The sequence below is a fragment of the Pseudomonas sp. FW305-E2 genome (assembly GCF_058782925.1).
This window is the reverse complement of sequence record NZ_JBYSYE010000015.1, coordinates 57,746-73,984: the sequence shown is the minus strand read 5'-3', so window position 1 is coordinate 73,984 and position 16,239 is coordinate 57,746. Positions and strand designations below refer to the sequence as shown.

The 16,239-nt window shown below is 58.6% G+C and carries 27 protein-coding genes and 1 pseudogene; 17 read left to right on the top strand and 11 right to left on the bottom strand.

What is annotated here, in order from left to right:
* Positions 1–11: 11 nt before the first annotated feature.
* The 7 genes from AC3WLP_RS14005 to AC3WLP_RS13975 all read right to left on the bottom strand — a co-directional run bounded on the left by AC3WLP_RS14005 (position 12) and on the right by AC3WLP_RS13975 (position 4,353).
* The gene (locus AC3WLP_RS14005; RefSeq protein ID WP_088512199.1) at positions 12–332 is read right to left on the bottom strand and encodes a hypothetical protein; all 321 of its coding nucleotides are present in this window, start codon (positions 330–332) and stop codon (positions 12–14) included.
* Positions 329–1,627 carry a tyrosine-type recombinase/integrase gene (locus AC3WLP_RS14000; RefSeq protein ID WP_088512200.1) on the bottom strand — a complete coding sequence of 433 codons (1,299 nt, stop codon included), beginning with the start codon at positions 1,625–1,627 and terminating at the stop codon, positions 329–331. Before AC3WLP_RS14000 ends, AC3WLP_RS14005 begins: the two co-directional genes overlap by 4 nt.
* Entirely contained in the window at positions 1,624–2,052 is a 429-nt protein-coding gene (locus AC3WLP_RS13995; RefSeq protein WP_088512201.1) for a VRR-NUC domain-containing protein, read from the bottom strand. The genes AC3WLP_RS14000 and AC3WLP_RS13995 overlap by 4 nt, the downstream gene beginning before the upstream one ends.
* Positions 2,049–2,345, bottom strand: a complete 297-nt coding sequence (locus AC3WLP_RS13990; protein ID WP_070096471.1) for a DUF1364 domain-containing protein — start codon at positions 2,343–2,345, stop codon at positions 2,049–2,051. The genes AC3WLP_RS13995 and AC3WLP_RS13990 overlap by 4 nt, the downstream gene beginning before the upstream one ends.
* Complete coding sequence (locus AC3WLP_RS13985; RefSeq protein WP_088512202.1) at positions 2,345–3,139, bottom strand: ATP-binding protein; 795 nt, start codon at positions 3,137–3,139, stop codon at positions 2,345–2,347. Before AC3WLP_RS13985 ends, AC3WLP_RS13990 begins: the two co-directional genes overlap by 1 nt.
* The gene (locus tag AC3WLP_RS13980) at positions 3,129–3,986 is read right to left on the bottom strand and encodes a phage replication initiator YdaU family protein (RefSeq protein WP_088512203.1); all 858 of its coding nucleotides are present in this window, start codon (positions 3,984–3,986) and stop codon (positions 3,129–3,131) included. Before AC3WLP_RS13980 ends, AC3WLP_RS13985 begins: the two co-directional genes overlap by 11 nt.
* A gap of 133 nt (positions 3,987–4,119) precedes the next feature.
* A complete protein-coding gene (locus AC3WLP_RS13975) occupies positions 4,120–4,353 on the bottom strand; it encodes a transcriptional regulator (RefSeq protein ID WP_088512204.1) in 234 nt (77 codons plus the stop codon).
* 30 nt (positions 4,354–4,383) lie between these two features.
* On the opposite strand from AC3WLP_RS13975, the gene AC3WLP_RS13970 reads away from it, so the two are divergent.
* The 9 genes from AC3WLP_RS13970 to AC3WLP_RS13930 all read left to right on the top strand — a co-directional run bounded on the left by AC3WLP_RS13970 (position 4,384) and on the right by AC3WLP_RS13930 (position 8,957).
* A complete protein-coding gene (locus AC3WLP_RS13970) occupies positions 4,384–5,115 on the top strand; it encodes a LexA family protein (protein WP_088512205.1) in 732 nt (243 codons plus the stop codon).
* A gap of 146 nt (positions 5,116–5,261) precedes the next feature.
* A complete protein-coding gene (locus tag AC3WLP_RS13965; RefSeq protein ID WP_088512206.1) occupies positions 5,262–5,510 on the top strand; it encodes a DUF1654 domain-containing protein in 249 nt (82 codons plus the stop codon).
* 312 nt (positions 5,511–5,822) lie between these two features.
* Entirely contained in the window at positions 5,823–6,044 is a 222-nt protein-coding gene (locus tag AC3WLP_RS13960) for a hypothetical protein (protein ID WP_088512207.1), read from the top strand.
* Positions 6,045–6,102: 58 nt separating this feature from the next.
* The gene (locus tag AC3WLP_RS13955; protein WP_088512208.1) at positions 6,103–6,408 is read left to right on the top strand and encodes a hypothetical protein; all 306 of its coding nucleotides are present in this window, start codon (positions 6,103–6,105) and stop codon (positions 6,406–6,408) included.
* A 145-nt stretch (positions 6,409–6,553) separates the two neighbouring features.
* Complete coding sequence (locus tag AC3WLP_RS13950) at positions 6,554–6,937, top strand: helix-turn-helix domain-containing protein (protein WP_088512209.1); 384 nt, start codon at positions 6,554–6,556, stop codon at positions 6,935–6,937.
* A gap of 19 nt (positions 6,938–6,956) precedes the next feature.
* The gene (locus AC3WLP_RS13945) at positions 6,957–7,226 is read left to right on the top strand and encodes a hypothetical protein (RefSeq protein ID WP_088512210.1); all 270 of its coding nucleotides are present in this window, start codon (positions 6,957–6,959) and stop codon (positions 7,224–7,226) included.
* On the top strand, positions 7,223–7,681 hold the full coding sequence (locus tag AC3WLP_RS13940) for a hypothetical protein (protein ID WP_088512211.1): 459 nt from the start codon (positions 7,223–7,225) through the stop codon (positions 7,679–7,681). Before AC3WLP_RS13945 ends, AC3WLP_RS13940 begins: the two co-directional genes overlap by 4 nt.
* An 88-nt stretch (positions 7,682–7,769) precedes the next feature.
* The gene (locus AC3WLP_RS13935) at positions 7,770–8,117 is read left to right on the top strand and encodes a YfdP family phage-associated protein (RefSeq protein ID WP_088512212.1); all 348 of its coding nucleotides are present in this window, start codon (positions 7,770–7,772) and stop codon (positions 8,115–8,117) included.
* 24 nt (positions 8,118–8,141) lie between these two features.
* Positions 8,142–8,957, top strand: coding sequence for a DUF2303 family protein (locus tag AC3WLP_RS13930; protein ID WP_088512213.1), 816 nt, complete (start codon positions 8,142–8,144; stop codon positions 8,955–8,957).
* Positions 8,958–8,988: 31 nt separating this feature from the next.
* On the opposite strand, the gene AC3WLP_RS13925 is transcribed toward AC3WLP_RS13930, so the two are convergent.
* Positions 8,989–9,957, bottom strand: a complete 969-nt coding sequence (locus AC3WLP_RS13925; RefSeq protein ID WP_088512214.1) for a DUF4238 domain-containing protein — start codon at positions 9,955–9,957, stop codon at positions 8,989–8,991.
* A gap of 58 nt (positions 9,958–10,015) precedes the next feature.
* Here AC3WLP_RS13925 and AC3WLP_RS13920 point away from each other — a divergent pair.
* Positions 10,016–10,261, top strand: a pseudogene (locus AC3WLP_RS13920) (DNA cytosine methyltransferase); the annotation flags it as partial.
* Positions 10,262–10,318: 57 nt separating this feature from the next.
* Here the strand turns inward: AC3WLP_RS13920 and AC3WLP_RS13915 are convergent.
* Positions 10,319–10,828, bottom strand: a complete 510-nt coding sequence (locus tag AC3WLP_RS13915; protein ID WP_143516701.1) for a hypothetical protein — start codon at positions 10,826–10,828, stop codon at positions 10,319–10,321.
* Positions 10,829–10,933: 105 nt separating this feature from the next.
* On the opposite strand from AC3WLP_RS13915, the gene AC3WLP_RS13910 reads away from it, so the two are divergent.
* Complete coding sequence (locus AC3WLP_RS13910) at positions 10,934–12,718, top strand: DNA cytosine methyltransferase (RefSeq protein WP_088512215.1); 1,785 nt, start codon at positions 10,934–10,936, stop codon at positions 12,716–12,718.
* 11 nt (positions 12,719–12,729) lie between these two features.
* Here the strand turns inward: AC3WLP_RS13910 and AC3WLP_RS13905 are convergent, their stop codons facing one another.
* Positions 12,730–13,389, bottom strand: coding sequence for a DUF2971 domain-containing protein (locus tag AC3WLP_RS13905; protein WP_088512216.1), 660 nt, complete (start codon positions 13,387–13,389; stop codon positions 12,730–12,732).
* Between the two features lie 71 nt (positions 13,390–13,460).
* Between AC3WLP_RS13905 and AC3WLP_RS13900 the strand changes: the two genes are divergently transcribed.
* Positions 13,461–14,111, top strand: coding sequence for a Lar family restriction alleviation protein (locus AC3WLP_RS13900; protein WP_088512217.1), 651 nt, complete (start codon positions 13,461–13,463; stop codon positions 14,109–14,111).
* A 12-nt stretch (positions 14,112–14,123) separates the two neighbouring features.
* Here AC3WLP_RS13900 and AC3WLP_RS13895 read toward each other — a convergent pair whose 3' ends face one another.
* Entirely contained in the window at positions 14,124–14,348 is a 225-nt protein-coding gene (locus AC3WLP_RS13895) for a hypothetical protein (protein WP_088512218.1), read from the bottom strand.
* 143 nt (positions 14,349–14,491) lie between these two features.
* Here AC3WLP_RS13895 and AC3WLP_RS13890 point away from each other — a divergent pair, with 143 nt between their 5' ends.
* From AC3WLP_RS13890 to AC3WLP_RS13870, 5 genes are read left to right on the top strand one after another with little or no spacing between them, the layout of a single operon-like run.
* Positions 14,492–14,872, top strand: coding sequence for a hypothetical protein (locus tag AC3WLP_RS13890; protein WP_256596064.1), 381 nt, complete (start codon positions 14,492–14,494; stop codon positions 14,870–14,872).
* A complete protein-coding gene (locus AC3WLP_RS13885) occupies positions 14,869–15,138 on the top strand; it encodes a hypothetical protein (RefSeq protein WP_088512219.1) in 270 nt (89 codons plus the stop codon). The genes AC3WLP_RS13890 and AC3WLP_RS13885 overlap by 4 nt, the downstream gene beginning before the upstream one ends.
* Entirely contained in the window at positions 15,135–15,458 is a 324-nt protein-coding gene (locus tag AC3WLP_RS13880) for a hypothetical protein (protein ID WP_088512220.1), read from the top strand. Before AC3WLP_RS13885 ends, AC3WLP_RS13880 begins: the two co-directional genes overlap by 4 nt.
* Entirely contained in the window at positions 15,455–15,907 is a 453-nt protein-coding gene (locus AC3WLP_RS13875; protein WP_088512221.1) for a DUF2591 domain-containing protein, read from the top strand. Before AC3WLP_RS13880 ends, AC3WLP_RS13875 begins: the two co-directional genes overlap by 4 nt.
* The gene (locus tag AC3WLP_RS13870; RefSeq protein ID WP_027609605.1) at positions 15,904–16,239 is read left to right on the top strand and encodes a hypothetical protein; all 336 of its coding nucleotides are present in this window, start codon (positions 15,904–15,906) and stop codon (positions 16,237–16,239) included. Before AC3WLP_RS13875 ends, AC3WLP_RS13870 begins: the two co-directional genes overlap by 4 nt.

The window sequence follows — 16,239 nt, the reverse complement described above, 5'->3', positions numbered from 1 at the left end:
GTCTTTCCCCCTCAATCCCCGGTGTAGTTGGTGCCGCCGGCGCCGCGCCGGTTGCTTCCCTGATATGTAGCCTCAGGCCCGGATGCCTGAGGGTTCTTCAACTGCTCGATCTGCCGGAGCGCTGCCCGTAGCCTCATGCTGAGCTGGGTCACCAGTTCATCTAGGGGCAGGGCTTCTCCGGTTGCTGCCGCTACAAAGCCCGAGGCGTTGCAGTGGTCGCATGGCAGTTCGTGAAACACACCCTGAGTGACCGCTCTCCCGCGGCACAAAGGGCAATGAGCCAACCTGATCACAGCCTTCTTGAAGGCAGGGCCATGGCTCTTCCCTGTCACTTTGAATCCTCGCTAATTACAAATGCGGTAAGGTCGTTCGGCGCCACGGCTGCTGTGGCCTCTGGCGAATTCTGCGAAATTTCAAATAAGGCCTTGGTAAGGCCGTGAATGGCTGCAAAGCCGATCCGATCAAGCCAGGCGTGCCACTTCTCCAGCGCGGCGCGACGCTGCTGCATGGCCTGGGTGTGGATGTAGGTGCTGGCGATCTTGCCCAGCTTGTGGTTCAGCAGCATCTCGCCGATGTGGCCGTCGATGCCGAGGTCGGTCCAGGTGCTGCGGGACACCTTGCGCAGGTCGTGACTGGTCCACTCACCCTGCCCCAGGCGCTTGAACACGTTGCTGGCCTGCGTCTCGCTCAGGCACAGGCCCCGGCGATTCGGGAACAGGTACACACCTTCGTAGCCCTCGGCCTGCTGGATAGCCCGGTACCGAGTCAGTAGCGCCTGCACCTGGGCGGTCAGTGGCAAGCGGTGTTCGGTGCGTGTCTTGGCATTGGCAGCGGGGATGAACCACTCGGCAGCCGCCAGCGAGATCTCGTTCCAGCGGGCCATACGGGTCTCACCGATCCGTGTGCCGTGGGCCAGCATCATCAGGGCCAGCATGGCGTCACCCGGCTCCTGCTGGAACGCCTGGGCAAGCTGTTGCATCAGCTCCGGCAACTGCACGTCACGCAGGCGGGCTGCCTTGGGCAGGATCTTGGCCTTGGTGAAGTCGTTGAAGCGCATCCCGGCCATGGGGTTTCGGTCAATCAGGCCCAGTTGCAGGGCCTGGCGGAAGGAGGTCAGCAACAGCGCGAACATCTGCCGCAGGTAGGACAGCGACACCTCGGCCTGGCACGGCCACATCAGGTGCTTGTCCAACGCATCGGCAGACACGTCAGCCAGGGCCAGATCATCCAGGCGCGGCTTGAGGTGCTGGGCAATCGCGGACTTGGCGCCGGCCTTGCGCTTAGCCGACAACGAGCGGTCACGGGCCATGCGGTCACCGTACCAGTCCAGCAGCTGGCCCACGGTGGCCATGCCGGAAACCACCGGCGCCGTCGCCGGGTCCCGCAGCAAACGCTGACGCAGCGCAGGCAGCTCGGCAATCACCGCCGACACGGTCAGGTCAGGCCAACGGGCAATCGGCACCCACTTCTTGCCGCGCACCAGGTGCCAGGTACCGCGCTCGCGGTTGCTCCAGAAGCGCAGGTACAGGCCAGGGTGACGCGGATCGCGCAGGTCGCGCACCGACTTGTCGGCGGCCTGCCGGCGCACTTCGGCTTCGCTCAGCTTCACTTCACGGGTCGCGCTCATGCGGCCACCGTGGCAGGCAGCAGCAGATAGGCGCGGATCGCTTCGACCGCGTCGATATTGCCCCGGCAAACGATGGCTAGGTAGCCTTGGTCGGCGAGCGCCTGCAGGTAGGCGTCCTGACTCGGGGATACCGGCGCGTCATAGGGCGGCATGGCCTTGAACTCGATGTACAGGCCGAAGTAGCCACCGCGCGCCATGGGCAGCACCAGGTCAGGCACACCGGCCTTCACGCCCTGCCCCTTCAGCTTGGCAGCCACTGCCTTGACCCGGTGCCCGCCGTTCGGGACGTGGTAGATCAGCTTGTAAGCCTGCGGGTAGCGTAGTTGCAGCTCCTGCATCAGCGCGGCCTGCTCCTGCCCTTCCCGGTCGACGGGCTTGACGCGAGTCGGCTTGGCCCTGAACGGGCGAATGGCGGGCGAATTCATGCGATCAGCACCCCCTCATTGAGCAGCAGCGCCTGGGTGCGCATGACGCCCTCGGCGTGGTACCGGCGTGCGGTGTCGCGATCCACTGCCCGGCTGCGTCCGTCGCACGCGTCGTGACAAGCGCTGCAGCACCAGGCGCCTTGCAGGTCGTGCGGCTTCTTGCCGACGCCGCAGGTGCCCGCCAGGCGATAGTGCGCAAGTACGGTGGTCTCGGGGTTGCCGTTGCATACGCCTGGGATGCGCACCTGGCACTCACGCCCGCGCGCGGCCTTGGTCAGCTTGGACTGGCGCATCAGATCGACTCCCGCCCGCGGTGGGACGCCCAGTCGAACGGCAGGACGATGCCGCCGCCCTCCCGCAGCCGGTCGGCCGATCGCTCGCCCATAGCCGCTGGCAACTCCTTCGCGCCAAGGTTGGAAATCACGATGGTCGGCAGCATCCGCTCGTAGCGACCGTTGATGATCGAGAACAGCCGGCTCAGCTCGAAATCGCTGGGGGCCTCCTTGCTCGCTCCGACTTCATCGAGAACCAGCAGTGACGGGCGAATCAATGCGTCAAGGATGCTCCCCTCGGTCTGGCCGGAACCCCCATCGAACGTGGCGCGGATGGCCTGCAGGATTCCACCAAGGGTCCGATAGGCAGCCGTATGGGTGGAATTGGCCATCACCGCTTGGGCGATCGACACCCCAAGATGGGTTTTGCCGGTGCCGGGGTTACCCACCAGAATTAGGCAGCGCCCGGCGGCCAGGTTGGCATCAAACTCGGCGGCGTAACGTTCGCAGCGCGCTTTGGCCTTTTGCTGGCCGTCGCAGCTCACCGCGTAGCTGTCGAAGGTCTTGTCCTTGAATCGCTTTGGAATCAGCGAGTCACCCAGCTTGTAGGCGAGGTCAACACGCTGACGCTTGACGTCCTCGGCCTGGCTTTTTGCAACCTGCGCCGCCTTGCAGCCTGGGCATGGAGAGCGAAAGGTGTGGTTGAGTACCTGGTGGGTAGTTGCCTCATACGGGCCATGCTCTTCGCACATGGCCATGGAGGTGACCTGCGGGCCGGCAATGCTGGACAGGTGAACCACTTTTTCAGAACGCATAGGAGCCATCCCCCCGTGGAATAAGGCCATCGTGATAGTCGCGGTCGTTGAAGCCGTGGTGACGGCTGTTGGGCTTGCCCTGGGCGGGCGATTGGGATGCAAAACGCTTGGTGACCCATTCCACTTCGAAACCTTGCCATCCGCTCTCGATGGCGATCTCCATCGCTTTGCTGGGCTGAACACCGAAGGCCTTGCACCGATCGAGCTTGGAATTCAGCGCCGACCAGATGCGTGCAGTCAGCGGCGCACGCTTGGCCTTGCGGATAGCTAGGTAATCAGCGATCAGCGCCTCGCTCAGGTCATGCGGGTTGTCGGCCAGCATCGCTACCTTGCCGAAGGGAGCCTTGCGCTCAGCCTTCGCCGGGGACTGCCCCGATTCACTGGGGGGGCATGTAACATCTTCCGAAGGAAGATTTACATAGGGGGTTCCTTTCTTAGAATAAAGAAGGGAGTCGGCGGTTTTGGTCTGTTTCGAGTCTTCGCCGATTCGGACCACTTGAGCCGATTCGGCTGTTTTGGTCTGTTTCGGCTCAGTGACATAGACCCAGTCTTTCGGGTCATTCACACCGATGTTGCCACGGGCACCACCCTCGCGGAACAATACGCCTCGGCGCAGCAGGCTGGAAATCGCCTTCGACACGGTATCTGGGTGAGCGTGGATGGCTTTCGCGATTTCGGTAGCCGGGATGCGCTGGGCGCCCGCACCGAAGTTGATGGTGACCTTGGCCACGTACAGCACAATCTTCATCTCCCGGGCTGGGAGATCGATAGCCAGCAGGCCATCCATGAGCTGGTTGTCCATCCGGGTGAACCCCCTGGACTTGTCAAGTGGGACGATGTTTGTCATGCTTTGATCTCGTTTGAAGCTGTAGAGAAAGCCGCCCTGCCAGGCGGTTTTTTTTCGTCTGCTATTTAGCTACTGGATGCCTGAACAGCTGGACGGCCCCACTACTGGCGCAACGCCAGTCGTTGCAAAATGCTCAACACGAAGCGGCCTGATCCTCTGTCGGATAAAGGTCTGGCCTTAGCTGATGGCGAGTGACTTTCCCGTCCACCGCCTTCTCAAATGGGATCACCAGATCTGCCGGTACCTTCTGGTTACGATGTACGCACTGCCAAATGCGCGGCTGGCTGGTTTTGCATCTTCGTGCGAGCTCTGCCTGGCCTCCGGCCAAGCGCACGACCTGGTCAATTGGTCTTTCTGTGTTCGGCATGTCTGCGTGCCTCAATGGATCGTACACTCGATGATAACTCAAGTTATAGATAAGGCAAACACATGTTATTTGATGAGTAATAACGTGTGTTTTACCCTTGCAGGCATGAACAAACCTTCCGAAATGCTCAAAGACCGAATCCTTGAACGACGCACAGCACTTGGCCTCAGCCAGGCTCAGCTAGCGGAGAAATCGGGAGTAAGCCAGGTCACGATCCAGCACCTTGAAAGCGGTCGGAACTCGACCTCCAAAAAGCTGCTTGAAATAGCGAGGGCTCTTGGAGTTACTGCCGAATGGTTGGCATCCGGCCAGAGCGCGCAGCGTGAAGCGAGTAATGTCAGGGAGCTGAGTGAGCAGCCCGAGTCTTTCAAGTATCCGGTGATCAGCTGGGTAGCTGCGGGCGCTTGGGCAGAAGCTGTCGAGCCATTTCCGCCAGGCTTCTCGGATCGCTATGAAATGTCAGATTACGATTCGAAAGGGGTCGCATTCTGGCTAGAGGTTAAAGGCGACTCGATGACCTCCCCTGTCGGCACAAGCATCCCGGAAGGAATGCTGATCCTGGTCGACACCGAAGCCGAGGCCATTCCAGGGAAGCTTGTCGTTGCCAAGCTTGCTGATAGCAACGAAGCGACGTTCAAGAAACTGGTAGAAGACGGGGGGCGAAGGTTCTTGAAGCCCCTCAATCCGGCCTACCCCATGGAAATGTGCATGGAAGGCTGCAGAATCGTAGGGGTTGTGGTACGCGCTACCATCAAGCTCTAACCCGCCCTTCCAGATAGCCCAGCGTAATGCTGGGCTTTTTTTCGCAAGCAATAAGCGAAAGCTAAATAAAATTAGCTCAAGGCTATTGAAATTTCCTTCCGCGACGGATAACTGTATGCACACACAGTAAAAGGGAGTTTTCAATCATGCTTCAGCCCGCCTTCTCACATTCCCCATCCCTGTCCTACGAGCGGCTCGGATACCGCATCCAGCAAGCGATCGCTTCACCTCACGTCCAGAAAAGACAGTTTGTTGAAGTCAAGCCGAGCGCAGATGAATCACCTGCGGACTGGAAGCGCTTGATTTCCGACCTGGAGGAGACTTCAGGCATCACGATCGAAACCCTGGAATCAGGCCTCGTCCGGATCGGATGGCGAGGATTTACCGAAGCATGAACACCTGCCCGCCATGTGCGGGCTTTTTTTTGACTAGATTTATAACTTGAGTTATTGACAGCGTGAAAACCTGAGTTATCATTCGATCCATAACACAGGTTATTGGCGGCTCCGGCAGCCACCGCTCTTTAAAAACCAGCAGATGAGCCACTAGGCGCCGAGTTAAGCCGGCCGTTGAGCCCTGGTGGACAGTACGCAACGCAGCAAGCTTCCTCGCTCGACATGTCGGCCCGCAGGTTTGCTGAGCAACACCGATTTCCTCGATGCCCTTCTCCAGAGGGGCATCAGGGAAATCAATCGGAGGGATTCACGATGTTCAACATGGCAACCATGGCGGCTGATGAATGCCGCGCAGACGCTGAAGAGCGCACCTACTACCGCTGGATCGGCAAGGCGTCCGATCTGCTCGGCCACCAGGTCGCCCTGGGCTCGCAGCAAGAAAGCGACCTGCATGACCTATACGCAGACGGCTGCACGCCGGACGAGGCTGTGACTGAGCTGCAGGCCCAGGCGGAACTGGCTAGTGCTGCCTGATTTCACTGGCTGGCCTTAGCGACAGGGCCAGACGGGAAATCAACCCGAGGGCATCACCGTGAACAAAGAAGAAATCTACGACAGCCGAATCAGCCCGCTGATGCAGAACATCATCGGCGTTTGCCGTGAGCACGGCATTGCAATGATCGCCAGCTTCAACATCGCCCACGATGGTGAAGGCCCGAACGGCGAAGACTGCTCCCGCCTGACCTGCACCTCTCATTTGCCTGATGGTGAAGGCGCTTTCGATGAGCGCTTCAGCAAGGCCGCCGTGGCGATTCAACGAAGCGCGCCGCATCACATCGGCATGAACATCACCACACAGCACGCTGATGGCACCCGCTCGCTGACTGCAATTATTTGATTCCCTGACAGCTGGAGAGACAGCCCGATCCACCTGGTTCCCCATCACCAGGCTGTATCGGTCGTGGCGTTCGCCCTCCCCTTGGTCCGGGAGGTAGACGGCAGCGAGCGTCACGACCAATGCAGCCACCCCGCAAGAGCAAATCATGGACACGATCACTATCGGCGCATGGATCGGCCACCTCGGCCGTGGCCTGGCGCCTCGCGAATTGCAATGCATCCTCGATGTCGCCCAGGGCTTCACCACCAAGGAGATAGCCAGGCACTTCGGCATCAGCGAAAGCGGTGTCGAGAAGCGCATCGGCGACGCCATGTTGAAGCTGGGCGTTGCCCGCCGTGCCGCGGCCGTAGCCGAAGCCATGCGCCGCCAGATCATCAGCCCGCTCTGCATCGCCTTGGCAGCCCTCATCACCATGCACGCGGTGATCGATGACAGCGACCCAATGCGCCGCGATCGCCGCACGCCGGAGCGCCGCACCGCCCAAGTTCGAATCGTTCGCAAGGCCGAGGCCTTCGAATACCACGCCTGACCCACCCGAGGATCACCCCATGCAGACAGCAATGCACCCCGCTTTCGAGCAGAAGATTGCCGTGCTCGCGGCCCTGCTCGAGCGCAGCAAGTCAGCCAGGACCGAGGCGCACGCCAAGGTGGGCCAGCAGGCACCGCGCTACCAGGCATCTGGCAAGGGCGGAACGTGGGATGTGGTTGAGATCGCCACAGGCGCGGTGCAGGGCTTCGCATTTAGCTACCGGGCCGCGCTGCGGTTCGTGGATGCGATGGAGGCCGGCGCGGCCAGCAAAACAGGCACGCGGCAATGAGCAAGCGCAAACCCCACAACATGCGGGCCAGGCTGGAGCGGACCTGTAGGGCCCTGGTGTCGGCAAACCATGCGGCGGTGGTCAACATCGACCCCAGCGGCCAGCAGGTGCTGATCAACTGGAAGAACCTCAAGCAGATCTGCGTGCGGCAAGTCGTCGACGCGGTCTGCGACATCCCGCACCGCTGGACCATCTATCTCAGCGTGCTTTGCCGGACGGAGTTCGGGGAGCGGTACCACAAGTCGATCGAGGTCGCGCCCCAAGGTAACTACCGCGCCGAGCACCTGACCGACGTGATTGAGTCGACCTACATGGACTTGCGGGCCACCGCCAACCCTAATCACCTGCTGGCGGCCGGCTGGATCGCCATATCCACAGACACAACGCTCGACGAAGCAGAGGCCGCAAAGATCTTTGCCGCTGTCGGCGCCTGGAATCAGCAGAAAGCAGCATGAAACGCATCACCGCGCGCGTCCGGCACGGCCGGCGCCAGCAGCACATCAATCTGCCGCCCAGCGGCATACCTCCCGAGGGAACGAAGAAATGCCTAAGCCAACCGACACCAGCGAATTTCTCAACGAACTCAACGGCGGCGCCTTCGCCAGCCAGATTGGCCACGCCCTGTCCGAGGTAGCCGCGGGCGTCGTCGATCACGGTAAGCCAGGGAAGATCACCATCACCCTGGACTTCAGCCAGATCGGCGACTCTCACCAGGTGAAGATCAAGCACAAGCTCGCCTACAAGGTGCCGACTAAGCGCGGCGACCGAAGCGAGAACACTAGCCTGGACACCCCGATGTACGTCGGAACCGGCGGCAACATTTCGTTGTTCCCGGAAAAACACGACCAGCTCTTCACCCGTGAAGAAGCACCAGTTCACCCACGCTCGTAACTCAGCACCTACAAGGAAAAGCGCATGTCTCTCAGCAAAGAAGCTCTCGAACTGATCCAGGAAAACACCATTGCCGCGGTTGGTCGCGACCTGCCGGCCTTGGGCCCGGTTGTCGTCGTGCCGCAAAACTTCAACGTAGTTGATCTGGAACGTTACCAGGAAGGCCGCAACCGCTTCCGTGGCACCTACTCCACCCACTCGCTGGCCGACTACAGTGCCTACGTCGTTGAGCGCGCGGCCCCGGCCGCCCGAGGTTTCATCGACCAAGACAGCATGAGTTGCATCGTGCTGTTCAACATCGGTACAGCCGAAGAGCCAGGCCATGCCGATGACCGCGCCGTGCTGCGGCTCAAGGCATCAGCCGCATTTGCAGCCGTTCAGGCGGTGTGTGGCCATAGCCTGGCGCAGAAGGCCATGAGCGACTGGATCGAAGACTGGAACCAGCACTTGTCGGCGACCGATGAGAATGGCGAGACCATGACCATCGCCAAAGCGATCGCCGCAGTTCGCACCATCACCGTGAAGGCGTCTTCGGAAAGCGATCACGCCGTCGGCGAGACCCGTGCCAGCCGCAGCACCATGGACCAGATCGAGGCGAGCAGCAAAGAAACCCTGCCGGCCTGGCTGGACTTCAAGGTAATTCCGTTCGAAGGCTTGGGTGAGCAAGTGATTCGCCTGCGCGTTTCCGTCATCACCGGCGGCGCGCAGCCTGTGCTGAAACTGCGCTGGATCGGCGAAGAAGCCCAGCGCGAGACCATCGCTCAGGAATTCAAGGCTGTTCTAGATGCAAAGGTCGGTACCGCCGCAAAATTGGTTCTTGGGCTTTTTGACTCGAAATAGACCAGTGAGCGATCCGGTACTGCCGGATCGCCTATTTTGCCTGCGGCTTCCAATTAATCGCTTTCAAAACATCGCTCTGACTCCCATAAATGCTTTCGTAGGCACTTCGCGCAACCTTTTTATTTAAAAGAACTACATCATCTACGGAAACACCCTTCTCCATATGCATGTAATGATTCGATTCGTTCATCATGATTGCATATCTAGGCGATATAGGAAAAAACAAATCCATGCTAACAGGAGCCTGTCCCGGCAAAAGAATATCGACGCTGGGGTGAATATTGATTACCGGATTATCGCTGGTAACGAACCCCACGTCCGTCTTATTAACAAGAAATATAATTTTTTTGTTTTTCCGGGTAGAGTAAAATGACCACCCTGCGTTCAGCCCCTGCAGAAAATTCACATACCACCAATTTTTCTCAGTCAAGTACAGGTATCGAGCGTGCTCAGCACTGCCTGACAAATTGGCCTTGATAGCACCTAGTGTCTTGTCTCGAAAAAATTTTGTCCGAGTCAGCTGGTGCCCGAGATAAGTGCACAGGTCCAGCATGCTCTGATCATTATATAGAACCTCTCCCCTTCCTGCGGACAGATGATCCATCACTTCTCTGGCGCCAGACTCAAAATTCGAGTGTACATCTTCAAGAGAGTTGAACTCTATAGCATCCGATGCCAGTTGCACCTCGTCTGATGCAGACAACCTAGATGCCATTTTTACCAGCCCAGCCCGAACGATGAAATCTTGGAAAAAATCAATGTGGAGCTTTTTTAAACCTGGCTCAGATTCTTCAATCCAAGACCAAACATATTTAATGTCGTCATCATCTAGGTGACTGATCCTATAAAATTCTTTCTCAGCCGCTAATGCATTGGCGTTAGCTTGAGAAATCCTTCCCTTAGGGCTCACATAGAAAATATGCTTATCAACTGCCCAGTTTCTTATGTAGTGAGCCCAGACATAGTGATGTCTTTTTTTTACAAAAATTTCCCGGCTCATTAGTCCTTTTCCATAGCCCGTCCCTACATCGGGAATAGTACACCTGAGAAAGCAACCTATGACTACCGCAATCGACCTATTCGCCGGCCTCGGCGGATGGAGTACCGGCGCGCGCGCCACAGGCGTCCAGGTACTTTGGGCGGAACACCACTGGCCGGTAGCCGTTGAATGGCACAGCGCCGATCACCCCGACACGGAGCACGTTTGCCAGGACCTACACCAGGCGCGCTGGGAGCAGGTGCCGTCCCACGACATCCAACTTGCCTCGCCCTGCTGCCAGGGCCACGCCAAGGCACGCGGCAAGTAGTCGGGCAACCCTGCCCACTCGCAACGAAGGTGTAGTCAAGTAGGCCGACATCGCTTAGCTGGTTCGGATAGCTTTCAAGTTATCAATTGCACGGTCGATTCGATCGACATTCCCTTTTAGATATCCTAGGTCGACCAGCGCGGTTCCATCAGCAGACTTCATTGTTTGCTCCACCAACCCTTTCACGTCGACCAGAGCACTGCTTACCTCGGAGACGTGACCTAGCACTTCGCTATCAACGCCAGGGCTTGCGGATACGTCCCTAATTCGCGCAGCGGCATGATCAATCACAGCCAGATATCTTGGCACTTCGCCTGAAGGCGGACGGGTGCAAGAGAAAAAGTCGTGATTATTCTTGGTAATTTTTCTCGCGTGTTCACTGGCTGAAATGGCTCTATCTATGGCGTCTCGACGTGCTGCCTTTTCAACTTTTGCTCTGTGGCGCCTGTCTCCGCCTGATACCCAGATCGCAACAAAAATTGCACCAATTGAGCCGAACGCTTGAACCCAAGAAGCGAGCCCTGGGTGACTTTCAATCCAATACGAAATGCATTCCCAGCTCATTACCCCCCCTCACTGCCAGTACCACGCTGAAGCGATCACAAATATCCCAATTAAATGAATCACGCCACCCCGGCGAGGGCGGCGCCTGCACGCAAGGACAACAAAATGACCTGTATAACCTCCCTCGCCCTGCCCTTCGAAAAGGAGCTGGTTGTCGATCTCTTCGCCGGAGGCGGCGGCGCCAGCAGTGGCATCGCTGAGGCGTACCGCGAACCGGATGTGGCTGTCAACCACAACCCAATCGCCTTGGCTGTTCACCGTGCCAACCACCCGAACACCAAGCACTACGTGGCTGACGTGTTTGAGGTGGACCCGGCCCTGGCTACCAAGGGTCAGCCGGTCGGCATCTTGTGGGCATCGCCCGACTGCCGGCACCACAGCAAAGCCAAGGGCGGAAAGCCGCGCAACCGCAAGATTCGCGGCCTGGCTTGGGTGATCCTCCGCTGGGCCTACCAGACCAGCCCGCGGCTGATCTTCCTCGAAAACGTGGAGGAGTTCGCCGACTGGGGGCCGCTCGACGACGAAGGACGGCCGATCAAGGCCGAGAAAGGCAGGACGTTCCAGGCCTTCGTGAACGTGTTGGGCAACGGCATACCCGAGGATCACCCGGACCTGCCTGAGATCATGGCCGAGATCGGCGACCACGTACCCAAGGAAGCACTGGTGCGCGGCCTTCGCTACAACTTCGAACACCAGGTGCGCGTAGCGGCCGATCAGGGTGCGCCAACGATCCGCAAGCGCCTGTACGGCATCGCCCGGCGCGATGGTAAGCCCATCGTCTGGCCGGCGCCGACGCACCACAAGAACCCGGGCAAGGGTCAGAAAGCCTGGCGGTCTGCCGCCGAGTGCATTGACTGGGAGCTGCAGGGGCGCACGATCTTTCGCGACGATGCTCTGGTGGAGAACACCATGAATCGCATCGCCAAAGGGCTGTGGCGACACACCCTGGCCAGCAACGATCCGTTCATTGTCCCTATGCGCGGCACTTCGAAGTCGCACACCAGCACCCACAGCGTCGCCGATCCGGTCTCGACAATCAGTGGGGGCGGCACCCATCACGCGCTGGTGCAGCCAACAATGGCCGTGGCCGGCTGCCTGACAGAGCATGCCAATGGTTCAACTCAGCGGACCTTCGATGCCGAAGAGCCGCTCCGGACGCAAGTGGCCCAGGTCAAGGGCGGACACTTCGCGCTGATCACTGCCAACCTGGTCACCCTGCGCAGCGGTTGCGTCGGTGCCCCAATGGCCAAACCGGTCGGCTGCATCACCCAGAGTGGCGGGCACCACGCCATAGCGTCAGCCCACCTCGAGCAGGCGAACGGCGGGTTTTACAAAGGCGATGGCCGCAGTGCAGTAGACCCCTTCTCGACGATACTGGGCAAGGGCTCCAATCAGCGGCTGGTCACGGCCTATCTGGTCAAGTACTACGGTGCCGAGAAAGACGGCATCTCTATGCGAGAGCCGATGCACACCATCCCGTCGAAGGATCGCATGGCCGTGGTGCAGGTCGTGCAGTTGCAAACGCACACGCTGACAGAAGAGCAACTGGCCGGCGCCCGCAAGTGCGCTGCGTTCATGCGAAAATACCTTCCGCAGCACTTCACCGAGCACGCCGACGTGGTGATGGTCGACGACTACGTTATGGTCGACATCACGCTTCGCATGCTCAAGCCGCACGAGCTGAAGCGCGCCCAAGGCTTCCGGGCTGACTACATCATCGACCGCGGGCTCTTCATCGACGAGGAAACAGGACAGCTGTACTGGAAAGAAATTTCAGGAGCTAACCAAGTGAAGCTGCTGGGCAACAGCGTCTGCAAGGACGAAGCTCGGGCACTGGTTGCAGCCAACGCCTCGGACCTCATTGAACTATACCAACGACTGGCAGCATAAGTGAAAAATATTCACTTCCAGAGATTGTCGTTGCGATTTCTCACAATTTCGTAGCCTTTGAAAGCAGTCCTGACTTTGAAAACTTCGACTTCAGGATGATGGCTCTCTAGAACGGCAGAAAGCTTTGACTTCTCAAGTGATGAGTTGCAGCCAACAATTACTTGACAAAGCTTTCCGATAGCGGCAAAGGGCATAAAGTACAGCCCCCCAGAAGTCTCAGCCTTGTCTAATGAAAATATTTTACTCACCTCTTTCTCGTAAGACCACTCTAAATGCTTTATCCGAAGCTGACGCCGCATGAATTCAGACTTCTGGTCTTTGGTCTTGCTAAGGTATTCATTCGCGTCAAAAATCATTCGCTCGCTAAGATACTCAACAAAATCGAGGGATTCTTCGTCTATTTCAAAAGCCAAACATAATCCTCTGTGCCTATCGCCGTAATGCCCCCATTGAACAGGACTTGCATATGTTCTGCTAAAGCAAAGCATTCCATAGATATCAGCCACCCGTTTTTTGAAAAACCTTAGACCCTCTCTGATTTTCGGGTCATCTGAAGAGAGGCACATCATTTCGAATGGATCATTGAGATCCATTACGGTCGCAACTTTTAATCTAGACTTTTCGATATTTTGTAGCCCGTACTGCTCATTGCAAAAATGATAAACCATCATGGCATTGACTCACTTCCTAGATCATCCGACGAATAATAGTTATGAGCTAAATATACCCACGAGACATCCCCATGCCCACAGAAAACCGATCCAGCAACACAGAGATGGTCAGCGAACTGCTGCCGTGCCCCTTCTGCGGCCAGCAGGACGTACTCATCGAGCGCCTAGACAACGACGCTTCAGTGGTGATCTGCCAAGGCCTGACCGGTCCGCATGAGGCCTGCCTGGCCTGTGGCCCAGTGGGCGTAGCGCAGAATGAAGGCGAGGAGCAGCCAGGCCGCGACAAGGCGGTCGAGCTGTGGAATTCGAGAGCCCAGCAGCACCAGGGCGAGCCGGTGCTTTGGAGATACAGGAAGACCCCTGCCAGGGGCTGGTTTTACTCCGTGCACAAACGCAGCGCCGAGATAGCGCTGCGAGATGGGTACATTGTCGAGGAGTTCTACGCCCACACCGATCCTGGCGATGTTGAGCGGCTGCGCGGGGAAAACAAACAGTTGAAGGACCTGCTGCGCAAGCTAAGCAAGGCTTGCAAAGACAAGTTGGCCATCATCGAATCCCAGCGCGCCGAGCTGGCCGAGCGGGATGGGTTGCTGGATCGCGTCGTAGATCACGCCAATTTCTGGCGCGACCATCCATACGCTGAGGTCGTTGAAGCAATTGCCAGGGACTACAAAGCCCTATCCGCCAGCGCAGAGTCGAGCGCGCCAGTTGCGCAGGCCTGAAATAAAGTCGTTTTAACCAGCCTCCTCTGGCTCTTGCTCCAGCAGCCAGAGAGCACTTTCGATCTCTGCGATTGCGCCAGGCACCAGCTCGGCATCTACCCATTGCCAGGACGTGTTGCCTATGAGCCCGCCAATGGCCTGGCGGCGCAGTTCACCGATGTCGATGCCCTGTTGCTCCGCTGCTGCAAAGACCGCCGCCAGCGCGTGTTCCAAATGCACAACCCTTTCTGTGGTCATGGCTGCTCTCCAGTTGGGAAGCTCAGTCTAGTCCCCACCTGATGACCCGGATGTGAAAAACACACAAGAGCACATTTGTACTCTCCGCTGTAACCCCTCTCCCCTCTATTCACTGCCGCGATATGGCGGCCAAGGACGAAGTCATGCCTGAAGAAAAGGCCGCGGCCCTGAAGCTCACTGATCGGCAGCAGGATGTTCTCGAGACACTGCGAGACATCGGTCGAGACAACGCGGTCCGCTACCGGAGCAAGACGCCACACCTGTACCAGCAGGATTGCGAGAAGCTGCTGAAAGGCGACGAAGCGTGCGTATTCGGCCTCGGCGGCCTGACCTGGCAAGTAGGTGGTCGGCTGGGCCTTGGCGCGTCCTCGGTGCTCAGCACCTTCAAGGCGCTGGAAAGCAAGGGCCTGATCATCCGCGAGACGCGAAACCCGCGATATCAGCGTCCGCTCTACTGGTGGCCCGTAGGCATGGCGAAAGCTCTGGCCGAAGAGCTGATGCCCAGCGTGGAGGTGCAGCAATGACCCGCCTCGCCCTCTGCCTCCTGCTGCTGGCCACCGGCGCCAGCGCAGAACAAGTGACCCCAAACGTCGAGGTCATCCACGACGACAAGCGCGCCGTAACCTGCTGGGTATACAGCGGCCACTACTACAAGGGCGGCATCAGCTGCATCCCCGACAGCCAGCTGCAGGCCGGCAACGAGCGCCAGCTCTCCCCGCACGAAACACAACCCGAACCTACACCCGCACTGGCGCCTGGGCGCTGGATTGATGAGAGGTATCAGCTGTGAGCAGGAAGAAAAGCCACTTCACCATCGTTTCCAGCGCAGATCTGGAGGAGTTGCGCCGCGACCGCGAGCGATTGAACGCGCTGGAGTCATGCTGCTGGGATGTTAGTTTCGAGAGTCATTCGAATGGCATGGACGGCGACTATTGCATTGGCATCGAGATCATTGGCCACTACATGGGCAAGCCAAACCGGCGGGTACTCGGTGAAAACTACAACGAGAACTTGCGAGCGGCCATCGACCAGGCTCTGACGGCAGAAGCCTACCCGCCAGGACGCCCGGAATACGACATCTATGGCAACCCCGAGAGGCGCCGAGGATGAACGAGCTGATCGAAGTGAAGACTTCAGACCTGGTAGGCGAGGCGCTGGGCTGGGCCGTTGGCAAGGCCGAAGGGCTGAACCTTGAACTGGTCCCGCCGCAGTACGGAAACCCCTGGCGGGTATTCGCCCGGTACCAGGGCCAAGCCATCGAGCACACCAAGCGGTTCAATCCGTGGGAAGACTGGGCTCTGGGCGGGAAGCTTATCGAGAAGTATCAAGTTTCGCTGTCGCCACCGAAAAGCGCCGTGCACCGCAACTTTGGCTACATGGACAAGCGCAACGGCTACTACGAGGCCGGCGTCTGGAGTAGCACGATTTTTGGCAAGGAGCGCAAGCACCGCCGCACGGCATTCCACCACCCCGATAACCCACTGACCGTGGCCATGCAGGCAATCGCCCAGCTTGAGTTCGGCGATTCAGTCCAGGTGCCGAAGGAGCTGATGTCATGACCGAACAAAGTACCAAGGAATTCTACTCTGTCGATCAAGCCTCTCAGCATGCTGCTGAATGGTGCAAACGCAATCCCGCATGGCGCCGGATCTGCGATATCCCGGACATCTCCGTGTTCGAAAAAACCTACGATGAGATTCCAAAGCGCGAGCGTGCCTACTGGGAAAAGAACGGCGGCGAAGAATGCTGGCGTGAATTCGGCGCTGGGGGAACCAAAGTGCCTACCGGATTCATCTCTGGAAAGGGCGAGTTCTTCGACCACGTCCTCAAAGTTCCGCTCCATCACAACATGATGATGGTGTACCGCGTGGGCAAGAGGTGGAAGCCATGA